14 protein-coding genes are annotated in these 13,465 nt (G+C 53.8%); all 14 read left to right on the top strand.

What is annotated here, in order from left to right:
• Positions 1 to 7 precede the first annotated feature (7 nt).
• Complete coding sequence (locus tag OCV69_RS10795; protein WP_022273714.1) at positions 8 to 271, top strand: IreB family regulatory phosphoprotein; 264 nt, start codon at positions 8 to 10, stop codon at positions 269 to 271.
• Positions 272 to 361: 90 nt separating this feature from the next.
• The gene (ruvX, locus tag OCV69_RS10790; protein WP_215653610.1) at positions 362 to 796 is read left to right on the top strand and encodes a Holliday junction resolvase RuvX; all 435 of its coding nucleotides are present in this window, start codon (positions 362 to 364) and stop codon (positions 794 to 796) included.
• A gap of 10 nt (positions 797 to 806) precedes the next feature.
• On the top strand, positions 807 to 1,079 hold the full coding sequence (locus OCV69_RS10785; protein ID WP_022273712.1) for a DUF1292 domain-containing protein: 273 nt from the start codon (positions 807 to 809) through the stop codon (positions 1,077 to 1,079).
• 11 nt (positions 1,080 to 1,090) lie between these two features.
• Positions 1,091 to 1,450, top strand: a complete 360-nt coding sequence (locus tag OCV69_RS10780; RefSeq protein WP_331485710.1) for a Fur family transcriptional regulator — start codon at positions 1,091 to 1,093, stop codon at positions 1,448 to 1,450.
• Between the two features lie 104 nt (positions 1,451 to 1,554).
• Positions 1,555 to 3,231, top strand: coding sequence for a ribonuclease J (locus OCV69_RS10775; protein ID WP_262427511.1), 1,677 nt, complete (start codon positions 1,555 to 1,557; stop codon positions 3,229 to 3,231).
• Positions 3,232 to 3,264: 33 nt separating this feature from the next.
• On the top strand, positions 3,265 to 3,648 hold the full coding sequence (locus OCV69_RS10770; protein WP_158359115.1) for an MltG/YceG/YrrL family protein: 384 nt from the start codon (positions 3,265 to 3,267) through the stop codon (positions 3,646 to 3,648).
• Positions 3,648 to 4,304, top strand: a complete 657-nt coding sequence (locus OCV69_RS10765; protein WP_022273708.1) for an O-methyltransferase — start codon at positions 3,648 to 3,650, stop codon at positions 4,302 to 4,304. The genes OCV69_RS10770 and OCV69_RS10765 overlap by 1 nt, the downstream gene beginning before the upstream one ends.
• The gene (locus OCV69_RS10760; protein ID WP_158359114.1) at positions 4,301 to 5,527 is read left to right on the top strand and encodes a peptidase U32 family protein; all 1,227 of its coding nucleotides are present in this window, start codon (positions 4,301 to 4,303) and stop codon (positions 5,525 to 5,527) included. The genes OCV69_RS10765 and OCV69_RS10760 overlap by 4 nt, the downstream gene beginning before the upstream one ends.
• A gap of 18 nt (positions 5,528 to 5,545) precedes the next feature.
• Positions 5,546 to 6,367, top strand: coding sequence for a YdcF family protein (locus OCV69_RS10755; RefSeq protein ID WP_158359112.1), 822 nt, complete (start codon positions 5,546 to 5,548; stop codon positions 6,365 to 6,367).
• Between the two features lie 346 nt (positions 6,368 to 6,713).
• The gene (locus tag OCV69_RS10750; RefSeq protein WP_158359110.1) at positions 6,714 to 9,668 is read left to right on the top strand and encodes an insulinase family protein; all 2,955 of its coding nucleotides are present in this window, start codon (positions 6,714 to 6,716) and stop codon (positions 9,666 to 9,668) included.
• Positions 9,669 to 9,702: 34 nt separating this feature from the next.
• Positions 9,703 to 10,605, top strand: a complete 903-nt coding sequence (era, locus tag OCV69_RS10745) for a GTPase Era (RefSeq protein ID WP_022273705.1) — start codon at positions 9,703 to 9,705, stop codon at positions 10,603 to 10,605.
• Between the two features lie 6 nt (positions 10,606 to 10,611).
• Positions 10,612 to 11,271: a DNA repair protein RecO gene (gene recO, locus OCV69_RS10740; protein WP_022273704.1), complete on the top strand. Its 660-nt coding sequence runs from the start codon at positions 10,612 to 10,614 to the stop codon at positions 11,269 to 11,271.
• Positions 11,272 to 11,344: 73 nt separating this feature from the next.
• A complete protein-coding gene (locus OCV69_RS10735; RefSeq protein ID WP_158359108.1) occupies positions 11,345 to 11,998 on the top strand; it encodes a hypothetical protein in 654 nt (217 codons plus the stop codon).
• Between the two features lie 49 nt (positions 11,999 to 12,047).
• Positions 12,048 to 13,436: a glycine--tRNA ligase gene (locus tag OCV69_RS10730; protein WP_022273702.1), complete on the top strand. Its 1,389-nt coding sequence runs from the start codon at positions 12,048 to 12,050 to the stop codon at positions 13,434 to 13,436.
• The last annotated feature ends 29 nt before the right edge of the window (positions 13,437 to 13,465 follow it).

Below are 13,465 nucleotides of genomic sequence, written 5' to 3'. Positions count from 1 at the left end.
GACATTTATGGGCGATATCAGCAACACACAGTATTTCAGGGCAGTACAGGAAGAAAAGAAGATGGAGGTCAGCCAGGTCCTTCGGGAGGTTTACGAGGCTCTGACTGAAAAGGGATATAACCCCATCAACCAGATCGTAGGCTATATCATGTCTGGAGATCCGACGTATATCACCAGTCATAAAAGCGCCAGAAGCCTGATCATGAAGGTGGAGCGGGACGAGATCTTAGAGGAATTGATGGAAAATTACATCAATACGAGACTGAAATAGACAAAATGGCGGAAGCCAGAAAAGAACCATAGGGGGAAAGCGGCAGAACAGTTGGGGGATATGAGGCCAGCTGATTTTGTCGTGGAGAAAATGAGGATACTTGGACTTGATTTCGGATCCAGGACTGTGGGGGTGGCCGTAAGCGATGAGCTGCTTTTAACGGCCCAGGGACTGGAGACCATCGAACGGAAAGATGAGAATAAGCTGAGAAAGACCTGCGCCAGGATCGAGGAGATCATAAAGGAATACGGCGTGGAGGAGATCGTGCTGGGACTCCCGAAAAATATGAACAATACCGAGGGAGACCGGGTGGAGAAAACAAAGGAATTTAAAGAGATGCTGGAGCGCCGGACCGGGCTTCTGGTGACGCTCTGGGATGAGCGCCTCACAACAGTTGCTGCAGAAAAGGTCCTGATGGAATCCGGAGTGCGGAGGGAGAACAGGAAAGCCGTCATCGACAAGGTGGCTGCCTGTCTGATCCTCCAGGGGTATCTGGATCACCATGGCCGGACTGTTACGAAATAGGAGAGAAAAAATGGAAGAAAGAAAGATCACGCTGGTGGACGACGAGCAGACCCTGGAATTTTACGTGCTGGAAGAGACAAAATTAAACGGATCAGATTATCTGCTGGTGACGGACGCCGAGGATGAGGAGGAAGAGGCCGACTGCTATATCTTAAAGGATATGTCTAGGGAGGGAGAGGCCGACGCTCTTTATGAATTTGTGGAGGATGAAGCGGAGTTAGAGGGCCTTATGAAGATCTTTGAGGAGCTTCTGGATGACGTGGACATTGAGACAAAGGAATAGGAAGTTATTTCATGAACGAAGAAAAGGTAAAGGATCTTTTGCGGGAAAAGGGGCTTAAGGTTACCAGCCAGCGGCTCATGGTCTTAAATATCCTGAGCGCCCACGGGGACGAGCACCTGACGGTGGAGGAGATCTATGACCTGGCAAAAGAGGAAAGCCCGGAGATCGGGCTTGCAACCATATACAGGACCGTACAGGTCCTTCTGGAACTGCATGTGATCGAAAAGGTCACCTTTGACGACGGTTTCGCCCGGTATGAGCTGAACGGAGAAGAGACGGGATCGGGCCACCGCCATCACCATGCCATCTGTACCCAGTGCGGGAAGGTGTATTCCCTGGAGACGGATCTTCTGGACACTTTGGAAAAGTAGGTGTTCGAGAGTCTGGGCTTTGAGGTTACGGACCATGAGGTAAAGCTGTATGGCCTTTGCAGCGCGTGCAGAAGAAAAGCGCAGAACGCAATGGAGGTTAAAACTTGAAGAACGCAAACAAAGACAATAAGAACTGCAAAGTAAAGATCATCCCCCTGGGAGGTCTGGAGCAGATCGGAATGAACATGACTGCTATCGAATATGAGGACAGCATCATCGTCATGGACTGCGGCCTGGCCTTCCCCAGCGATGATATGCTGGGCATTGACCTGGTGATCCCGGACGTGACGTATCTGACGGACAATATTGACAAAGTAAAGGGCTTTGTGATCACCCATGGACACGAGGACCATATCGGAGCCATCCCCTATGTGCTTAAAATGGTCAACGCTCCGGTCTACGGGACAAAACTGACCATTGGGCTCATTGACCATAAATTAAAAGAACACAATATGCTGAAAAACGTGAAGCGCAAGGTGGTAAAGCACGGCCAGTCCGTGAACCTGGGCTGCTTCCGTGTGGAATTTATCAAGATGAACCACAGCATCGAGGACGCCGCAGCCCTGGCAGTATTTACGCCGGCAGGCATCCTTTTAAATACCGGAGACTTTAAGATCGACTATACACCTGTATTTGGAGACGTGACAGATCTCCAGAGGCTGGCGGAGCTGGGGAAAAAGGGTGTTTTAGCCCTTATGTGCGATTCCACCAACGCCATCAGAAAGGGCTTCACCATGTCCGAGCGGACTGTGGGAAAGACCTTTGACGCGATCTTTGCAGAGCACACCCAGAACCGGATCATCGTGGCGACCTTCGCTTCCAACGTGGACCGGGTGCAGCAGGTCATCAACTCAGCCTGCAAGTACGGAAGAAAGGTGGTCATCGAGGGCCGCAGCATGGTGAACGTCATCGGGACGGCCCAGGAGCTGGGATATATCAACATCCCCGACGGCACGCTCATCGATATCGAGCAGTTAAAGAATTATAAGGAAGAGGACACGGTGCTCATCACCACAGGAAGCCAGGGAGAGTCCATGGCGGCCTTATCCAGAATGGCCTCCTCCCTGCACCGGAAGGTATCCATCACGCCGAGAGACGTGGTGATCTTAAGCTCCACGCCCATTCCGGGAAATGAAAAGGCAGTGGCAAGGGTCATCAACGAGCTTTCCATGAAGGGAGCAAAGGTGATCTCCCAGGATACCCATGTATCGGGCCATGCCTGCCAGGAGGAGATCAAGCTGATCTATTCCCTGGTGCATCCCAAATATGCCATCCCCATCCATGGTGAATTCCGTCACAGGATGGCCCAGAAGGAGCTGGCAGAATCCCTGGGGATCCCCAAGGAAAACATCATGATGCTCCATACGGGCGATGTGCTGGAGATCGGCGAGGAGAGCGCCCAGGTCATCGACCATGTCCAGTCCGGCGGTGTCCTGGTGGACGGCCTTGGAGTGGGCGATGTGGGAAACATCGTTTTAAGAGACCGTCAGAACCTGGCCCAGAACGGGATCATCATCGTGGTGCTGACCCTGGAGAAATACTCCAACCAGCTGCTTTCGGGACCAGATATCGTGTCCAGGGGCTTTGTCTATGTGCGTGAGTCAGAGGATCTGATGGAGGAAGCCCAGGCCATTGTGGACCACGCCGTGGCTGACTGCCTGGAGCGGCACGTTTCCGACTGGGGCAAGATCAAGAACATCATCCGCGACAGCTTAAGCGATTTCTTATGGAAGCGGATCAAGAGAAACCCGATGATCCTTCCGATCATCATGGAAGTATAACGACCGTCCCAAAGGACGGGACAAAGGAGCCGTATGAGCAAACTGACAAAGGAAATCAATAAGATCAGCCTGGCTGTCATCGGCATTTCCGGCCGCCTTGTGTTTTACGCCCTGGTGCTGGTGCTTCTGGTGCTGGGCGTCAGAAAAACGTATGAATTCGGCCATGATATTTTCTATGCCCCGGGAATGGAAGCACTCCCGGGGACGGAAAAGACTGTGACCCTGGACGGTACAGAGTCGGTGGCGGACGTGGGAAAGCTCCTGGAGGATGCCGGTCTGATCCGGGACCATGTGGCCTTTTCCATCCAGGCAAAATGCTACGATTATGAGGTGAAAAAGGGAAGCTTTTCCCTGAATACCTCCCAGAGCTCCAAGGAGATCATCAATATTTTGGACGAGGAGACGAAAAAGGAGTAATGATCACTGACAGCAGGATCACAGATTATATCAATTCCCTGGATCCAGGAGACGGGGAGCTGTGCGACGGGATCGCCAGGGAGGCGGTCCGGTCCGGCGTGCCCATCGTCCGGCGGGAGACGGCGGCTCTTATAAAGACCATGCTCGCTTTAAAGAAGCCGGAGCGGATCCTGGAGGTGGGAACGGCTGTGGGCTATTCGGCTCTTTTAATGGCCCGGTCCATGCCGGAAACGGCACACATTACCACCATAGAAAAATACGAAAAGCGCATCCCCATTGCCCGTGAAAACTTTAAAAGGGCGGGGATGGAGGAAAAGATCACGCTGCTGGAGGGGGACGCGGGAGAGATCCTGGGATCCCTTTCCGGCTCCTTTGATTTTATCTTCATGGATGCGGCCAAGGGCCAGTACGTCCACTGGCTGCCGGACGCCTTAAGACTTCTGGCCCCCGGCGGACTTTTAATGTCCGACAATGTGCTCCAGGATGGGACCATTGTGGAGTCCAGGTACGCGGTGGAGCGCCGGGACCGGACCATCCATGTCCGGATGCGGGAATACCTTTATACTTTAAAACATATGAAAAATCTGGAGACCGCCATCCTCCCCATCGGGGACGGGGTGGCCCTAAGCGTCCGGAAAGAAAGGGAAGACTCATGAGAAAGACTGAGCTTTTGATCCCGGCGGGAAGCCTGGATGTATTAAAGACTGCTGTGATCTATGGAGCCGACGCCGTTTATCTTGGAGGCGAGGCCTTTGGACTCCGGGCGAAGGCTAAAAATTTTACAAATGAAGAGATCCGGGAAGGGATCGCCTTTGCCCATGAGCGGGGCGTGAAGGTGTACATCACAGCCAATATCTTCGCCCATAACGACGATCTTCCGGGAGTGGAGGAATATTTTAAAGAGCTGGGGGAGATCGGCCCGGACGCTCTGATCATTTCCGATCCAGGCGTGTTTATGACTGCAAAGCGGATCCTGCCGGAGATGGAGATCCATATCAGTACCCAGGCCAATAATACCAACTACGGGACCTACCAGTTCTGGTATGGGCTGGGAGCGAAGCGTGTGGTATCGGCCAGGGAGCTTTCCCTAAAGGAGATCCGGGAGATCCGGGACCATATCCCCGAGGATATGGAGATCGAAAGCTTTATTCACGGGGCCATGTGCATCTCTTATTCCGGAAGGTGCCTTTTAAGCAATTATTTTACCGGCCGGGACGCCAACCAGGGAGCCTGTACCCATCCCTGCCGGTGGAAGTATTCAGTGGTGGAGGAGACCCGGCCCGGCGAATACATGCCGGTCTATGAAAACGACAGGGGAACCTTTATTTTTAACTCCAAGGATCTCTGTATGATCGAGCACGTTCCGGAGATGATCGAAGCCGGCATCGACAGCTTTAAGATCGAGGGGCGCATGAAAACGGCCCTGTATGTGGCCACCGTGGCCAGAACATACCGGAAGGCCATCGATGATTATCTGGAAAGTCCGGAGAAATACCGGGAAAATCTGGAGTGGTACCGGGAGGAGATCGGAAAATGCACCTACCGGGAATTTACCACGGGCTTTTATTTCGGAAAGCCTGGAAGCGACACCCAGATCTATGACAGCAGCACCTATGTGAAAAACTATACCTATCTGGGGACTGTGGAGGAAACGGATGGACGCGGCTTGGGGCGGATCGAGCAGAAGAACAAGTTTTCCGTGGGAGAGACCATTGAGATCATGAAGCCCGACGGCCGGAACGTGGAGGTGACGGTGAAGGGGATCTTCCGGGAAGACGGGGAAAGCCAGGAAAGCGCTCCCCATCCGCAGCAGGTGCTCTTCATCGACCTGGACGGCCAGGCAGAGCCGTATGATATCTTAAGAAAAAGAGAAGACTAAGGGGAAGGGAGCGGGGCCATGGAATTTCTATTTTGGTTTTTTGGCGTATTCTGCCTGGCATATTACGGGGTGATCGTCTGCTATTCCGGGCCGTCCACCTCCTTCGCACCGATCTGGCTGGTGCTGTCCGCCTGTCTTTTTATCATTGCGACGGTGGTACACTTTTACGACAGGTTCCGGGACCGGATCTCGCTGCGCCTGGAGGTTTCGGCGGTGACGGCCCTGACTGCCATTTTTGTGGTCTTTGTGTGTGTGGAGATCGCCATGGGGGTCAACTTCTTTTCCCTGGATAAGCAGAGCGCCGATTACGTCATCGTCCTGGGCGCACAGGTGCGGGGAAAGGCTCTGAGCAGAACCCTGGAGTACCGTCTGGAAAAAGCCCTGGAATACGCCAGGGTCCATCCAAACACCGTTCTGGTGCTGTCCGGCGGTCAAGGGGCAGGCGAGGAGATGACAGAGGCGGAGGCCATGTACGAATATCTCAAGGCCCACGGCATCCCCGAATCCCAGATGCTTCTGGAGGAGCAGTCTGCCAGCACCTACGAAAATCTGGTATACAGCAAGCTCCTGATCCAGGAACGGGAAGCAAAAAGACGCCAGACCATCCGGGACGTGATGGCAGCGTCGGGCTATCTGTCCCCTCCCGACGAGGAGGTATCCATCCGCGTGGGGATCATAACCAGCAACTTCCACGTACTCCGGGCCAAGGCCATAGCCAGAAAGACCGGCATCCCCGGCATCACCGGCATCGCCGCCAAATCCGACCCGGTGCTGTTTTTACACTTCTCCGTCCGGGAATGCTTCGCGATCCTAAAAGATAAATTTGTGGGAAATATGTAGATACAAGGGGATCAAGGCCGGAAAGCCCCGGCGCAGGCATGCCTGCAGAGGGGGTTCCGGCCTTGAGACCCGCCCAGAACATGAATAAGGAGCCATTTTTCGGAGAAAAATGAGCGGATTATGAATGTTCTGGAAGGGCTGTGGAGCGCGCACGCGCGCAGCAGCCCTGTATCGTCATCGCCGGGCCAGTCTCCCCCGGAAAGCCCCGGCGCAGGCATGCCTGCAGAGGGGATTCCGGCCTTGAGACCCGCCCAGTATCGTCCCCGTCGGCCCAGTTTCCCATCCCGGCCCCCCACCTTCCCCCTATATCTTCAATCGTAATCGTAATAGAAAGGAAGAAATCAATATGCACAGTCAGCGTAAGGAGATCGGAAGCCTGTCCGCATACAGAGTCCTGGATGCAAGAGAGATCCGGGAACTGAATTCAGAGGGCTTCGTCTTAGAGCATAAAAAAACGGGAGCCAGACTGTTCCTCATGAGCACCGACGACGAAAACAAGGTGTTCTGCGTGGGCTTCCGCACACCGCCGGGAGACAGCACAGGCGTTCCCCATATCCTGGAGCACAGCGTCCTCTGCGGTTCAGAAAAATTCCCGGTGAAGGACCCCTTTGTGGAACTGGTGAAGGGCTCCATGAACACGTTTTTAAACGCCATGACCTATCCGGACAAGACTGTGTATCCCATTGCCAGCTGCAACGACAGGGATTTCCAGAACCTGATGGACGTCTATATGGATGCAGTCTTAAATCCCAGGATCGGAAAAGAGAAAAAGATCTTCATGCAGGAGGGCTGGCATTACGAGCTTTCAGAGCCGGACGGCGAGCTGACCTACAACGGAGTGGTATACAATGAGATGAAGGGAGAATTTTCCTCGCCCGAAAGTCTTCTGGACCGGTATACCAAGGCTGCCATGTTCCCGGACACCTGCTATGGATTTGAGTCCGGCGGAGATCCCGAGGCCATCGTGAACCTGACCTACGAGGACTACCTGGCCTTCTATAAAAAATATTACCACCCCTCCAACAGCTTCATCTACCTTTACGGCGACATGGACATGGCGGAAAAGCTGGAGTGGCTGGACCGGGAATACCTGGGAAAATATGAGAGAGAAGAGGTGGATTCTGAGATCCAGATCCAGAAGGCCTTTAAGGAGCCGGTGGAGCAGGAGTATTTTTACTCTGTGTCAGAAACCGACGACGTGGAGAATGCGGTTTACCTTTCCTTAAGCACCCAGGCCGGAAACGAGCTTTCCCCCCGGGAATATATTGCTTTCCAGGTACTGGAGTACGTGCTCCTGGACGCTCCGGCGGCGCCCTTAAAGAAGGCGCTTCTGGACGCGGGGATCGGCGACGACATCATGGGCGGCTATGACAACGGGATCCTCCAGCCGTATTTCACTGTGGCGGCCAAGAACGCCAGAAAAGACCAGAAGGGAGAACTCCTGGCGGTGGTCAAGGGGACCCTGCGGAAGCTGGCCCTGGGAGGCCTGGATGAAAAGAGCCTGCGGGCCGGCATCAACCTGTATGAATTCCAGTACAGGGAGGCAGATTTCGGGTCTGCACCCAAGGGCCTTATGTACGGCCTCCAGTGCCTGGACAGCTGGCTTTACGGCGGCGATCCCATGATGCACCTGGAGTATGAGGAGACCTTCAAGGCTCTGAAAGAGGGAGCGGGAAACGGATATTTTGAGGGACTCATAAAGAAATATCTTCTGGATAATCCCTATGAGGCTCTGGTGATCTTAAGCCCGGAGCGGAACATGACCGCCAGGCTGGAGGCGGAAACGGCAGAAAAGCTGGCGGAATATAAGGCGGGACTTTCCAATGACGAGATCCTGGACCTGGTGCGGCAGACGAAGGAATTAAAGGAGTACCAGGATACGCCCTCCACAAAGGAGGAGTTGGAGCTGATCCCCCTTCTTGGCCGGTCGGATATGGAGCCGGAGGCGGCGAAGCTGATCTTTTCTGAGACGGAGGTGGATGGGATCACAGTGGTCCGCCACGATACATTTACCTCGGGCATCGGATATCTAAAGGTGCTTTTTGATACCAGCCGCGTTCCGGTACAGGATCTGCCCTATGTGGGGCTTTTAAAGGCTGTTCTGGGCTATGTGGATACCGCCCGCCATACCTACGGGGATCTGAGCAGCGAGATCTTTTTAAACAGCGGCGGCGTGAGCTTTTCTGTGACTGCCTTCCCGGATCTTAAAAACGGCGGCTTTACAGGACTGTTTGCGGCCAGCGTCCGGGTGCTTTATGAGAAACTGGACTTTGGCTTTGAGATCTTAAAGGAGATCCTTACGGAATCCATTCTGGAGGATGAAAAACGGCTGCGGGAGATCTTAAACGAGGTGAGATCCAAGAGCCAGATGCGGCTCATGAGCTCTGGTCATACGGCCGCTGTCTCCAGGGCCACCTCCTATTTTTCGGACGTTTCCTACTACAACGAGATCACAGCCGGCATCGATTATTTCCAGTCTGTGGAGCAGTGGGTACGGGAGTTTGACAGTAAAAAGGGAGAGATCATCGCAGGCCTTAAGAGAGTCATGGGGGCCCTTTTTACAAGGGACAACATGACGGTCAGCTATACGGCGGACGACCGGGGCTTTTCCTTCCTTCCGGAAGCCTTGAAGAAGCTTTCCCAGGCATTGCCGGAGGGTGAGAAAAAGACGTATGCAGTGAAGGCGCCGGGGATCCGCCGGAACGAGGGCTTTACCTCCTCCTCAAAGGTCAATTATGTGGCCCGGTGCGGCAGCTTTGCGGGCAGCGGCTATCCTTATACCGGAGTGCTCCGTCTCCTTAAGGTGGCATTAAATTACGATTATCTCTGGATCAATCTCCGTGTCAAGGGCGGCGCCTATGGCTGCATGAGCGCCATCACCCGGTCCGGGGACGGGTATTTCGTATCCTACCGGGATCCCAATATGAAGGAGACCAACGATATCTACGAGGGGATCCCCGAATACCTGGAAAACTTCAATGCGGACGAGAGAGATATGACGAAATATGTGATCGGTACCATCAGTGAGCTGGATACGCCGCTGACACCGTCCCAGAAGGGAGCCAGGGGCCTGGCCGCCTGGTATTCCGGACTGACGGACGAGATGGTCCAGAAGGAGAGGGATGAGATCTTAAATGCCAGAGTGGAGGATGTGCGGGCCCTTTCCGGTATCGTGCGGGAGGTTTTAAAGACCGGCGCTCTCTGTGCCATTGGAAATGAAGAAAAGATCAAGGCGGATGCGGCCATGTTCGGTGCCATCCAGCCTCTGTATAACGGAACGGCGTCAGAAGATGGGCAGTAATGCCCGCCCTCCGGCGCCTTATGGGAGGAATTGAATGAACAAAAAATATAAATCCGGCTTTGTGACCCTGATCGGGCGGCCCAATGTGGGAAAATCCACGCTGATGAACCATCTGATCGGCCAGAAGATCGCCATTACCTCAGAAAAGCCCCAGACCACAAGAAACCGGATCCAGACGGTCTACACTGATGACCGGGGACAGATCATCTTTCTGGATACGCCGGGGATTCACAAGGCGAAAAACAAGCTGGGAGAATACATGGTAAGCGTCGCCGAGCATACTTTAAAAGAGGTGGACGTGATCCTGTGGCTGGTGGAGCCGGGGACCTACATAGGAGCCGGAGAGCAGCACATCTTAAAGGTGCTGAACAAGGTGAAAACGCCGGTGATCCTGGTGATCAATAAGATCGATACCGTAAAAAAGGATGAGATCATAAAGACCATGGACACCTATAAGGATGTGTACCGGTTTAAGGAGATCATCCCCGTATCGGCCATGAGAAAGACCAACACCGATACCCTGATCCGCACCCTGTTCCAGTATCTGCCGGAGGGCCCCCAGTATTATGACGAGGATACGGTCACAGACCAGCCCATGCGCCAGATCGCTGCGGAGCTGATCCGGGAGAAGGCGCTGCGTCTCATGTCCGACGAGATCCCCCATGGGATCGCTGTGGTCATCGAGCGCATGGAAGAGCGGGATAACGGGATCTTTGATATAGAGGCTACCATTGTCTGTGAACGGGAGTCCCACAAGGGGATCGTCATCGGCAAGGGCGGATCCATGCTGAAAAAGATCGGCACCGCGGCCCGGATCGAGATCGAGAATCTGATGGATGCAAAGGTAAACCTGCAGCTCTGGGTCAAGGTCCGCAGGGAATGGCGGGACAGCGAGCTTTATATGAAGAATTACGGGTATAACCCAAGGGATATCTAAATTGTCATGAGGGAACAGATAAGTGTCACCGGAATGGTCCTGATGGCCGCTCCGGTGGGGGAATATGACCGGAGGCTGGTGATCCTGACCCGCGGACGGGGAAAGATCACCGCCTTTGCCAGGGGAGTGAGACGGCCTGGGAACCAGCTTATGGCAGCGGCGGCCCCCTTTGTATTTGGAAAGTTTCTGCTGTACGAGGGTCGAGACGCCTATACCCTGGCGGGTGCGGAGGTGGAAAATTATTTTCGGGAGATCGCCGGGGATATGGAGGCAGCCTGCTATGGCTCCTATTTCCTGGAGATGGCCGATTATTATGGAAGGGAAAATATAGACGCCACGGAGACGCTGCGGCTTTTATACCAGTCCCTGCGGGCTCTTTTAAAGCCGTCGGTCCCCAACCGTCTGGTAAAGCCCGTATATGAGCTGAAGCTCATGGAGATCAACGGAGAATACCGGGAGCTTCCCCTGGGCCGTCTCAACGATTCCACCCTGTACGCCTGGCAGTACGTCCTGGCCGCTCCGGTGGAGAGTCTGTATACATTCACCCTGACGGACCAGGTACTGGGAGAATTCGTCCGGTGCGTGGAGCAGAACAAGGAAAGATTTATTGATAAAACGTTCCATTCCCTTGACATTTTGAACGCAGTAATGGATAATGCTACGTAAGCACCAAGCTGCGGGGCTCCGGCAAAGATCCATGCCATGGGGCCTGGAACAACTCAGGAGGTCTGAAAGATCCATGAACCGAATCAGAAATACATGTCTCTGTGCCCTGACGGGGCTTGCCGTATTTTGTACGGCGGCCTGTACCCGCGGTCCGGCGCAGGCCTTTGAACCCACAGAGGACAGCCTGTACATCACCGGCAGCGGCCAGGTCACCAGCGCTGCCATAGAGACATATGAGAAGGACTATTACACAGAAGAAGGATTAAAGGCTTTTGTGGAAGAAAACCTGGCAGCCTTCAACCAGGACGCGGCCAGCATGGCCGGGGACGGAGAGAAGGCCCCAGCGGTCTTAAATGCGTGTACACTGGCAGACGGGACTGCCTCCCTGCTCATAGACTTCTCTTCTCCGGCGGCCTATATGGAATTTATGGCCGCGTATCCGGATGAGGAGAGCGGAGTCCAGGTAAAGGCCCTGTCCATCCTTTCCATGGAAGAAGCAGAGCTTGGGGACGTATCCTTGACGGCTGCGGCAGGAAAGGAAAAGGGAACGGCCGTACCGGCGGACCAGGTCAAGAAAAAATCAAAGCTCCATGTGGCCGTGGTCGAGGGCCCGGCGCTTTTAGAGACCGACGGAGCCATCCAGTACATTTCCGACGGAGTGACGCTGACGGGAGAAAACGGGGTCAGGACCCCGGACGGAGGCGTGTCCTATATAATTTTTAAATAAGGAACATACAGGGCGCTGTCCTGAAAACAGAATGAAGAGGAGAGACGATATGGAAAAGACAATGGAAAAGATCGTAGCGCTTGCGAAATCCAGAGGCTTTGTTTACCCGGGATCCGAGATTTACGGAGGCCTTGCCAATACATGGGATTACGGCAACCTGGGCGTAGAGCTTAAGAACAATGTAAAGCGGGCCTGGTGGAAAAAATTCATCCAGGAAAGCCCCTATAACGTGGGTGTGGACTGCGCCATCTTAATGAACTCCCAGACATGGGTGGCTTCCGGCCATCTGGGCGGTTTCTCCGACCCCCTTATGGACTGTAAGGCATGTAAGGAGCGTTTCCGCGCCGATAAGCTGATCGAGGACTATATGGCAGAAAAGGGCATCGAGCCGGAGACAGGGATCGACGGCTGGACCCAGGAAGAGATGAAGAAGTATATCGACGACAACAACATCTGCTGTCCCAGCTGCGGAAAGCACGATTTCACCGATATCCGCCAGTTTAACTTAATGTTCAAGACCTTCCAGGGCGTGACCGAGGATGCTAAGAATACGGTATATCTCCGTCCGGAAACGGCACAGGGTATTTTCGTGAACTTCAAGAATGTCCAGAGAACCTCCAGAAAGAAGCTTCCCTTTGGTATCGGCCAGATCGGTAAGTCCTTCCGTAACGAGATCACTCCTGGAAACTTCACCTTCCGTACCAGAGAGTTTGAGCAGATGGAGCTGGAATTTTTCTGTAAGCCGGGAACGGATCTGGAGTGGTTCTCCTACTGGAAGCAGTTCTGTATCGACTGGCTGCGGAATTTAGGCATTAAAGACGACGAGCTGAGAGCCCGGGACCATTCCGCAGAGGAGCTCTGCTTTTACAGCAAGGCCACCACAGACCTGGAATTTTTATTCCCCTTTGGCTGGGGCGAGCTCTGGGGCATTGCAGACCGTACCGACTATGACCTGACCCAGCACCAGAACACCTCCGGTCAGGATATGACGTATTTTGACGACGAGAGCAGTGAGAAATATATTCCATATGTGATCGAGCCGTCTCTGGGAGCCGACCGTGTGACGCTGGCCTTCTTATGCTCCGCATATGATGAGGAAGAGATCGGCGAAGGCGACGTAAGGACCGTTCTCCACTTCCATCCGGCCATCGCTCCGGTGAAGGTGGGCGTGCTGCCCTTATCCAAAAAGCTCAACGAGGGCGCAGAGAAGGTGTACGCAGAGCTTTCCAAATATTATAACTGTGAGTTTGACGACAGAGGAAACATCGGAAAACGTTACAGAAGACAGGACGAGATCGGAACTCCGTTCTGCGTGACCTATGACTTTGATTCTGAAACCGACGGAGCCGTTACGGTCCGCGACCGGGATACCATGGAGCAGGTACGGGTACCCATTGCAGAGTTAAAGGCATATCTGGAAGAAAAATTTGAATTCTAAATACGGAAGCAGGGCTCAGAAATGCTTTT

It is taken from the genome of Alitiscatomonas aceti, from assembly GCF_025567195.1.
GTDB lineage: Bacteria > Bacillota > Clostridia > Lachnospirales > Lachnospiraceae > Alitiscatomonas > Alitiscatomonas aceti.
This window is presented reverse-complemented; position numbering and strand designations above follow the sequence as displayed.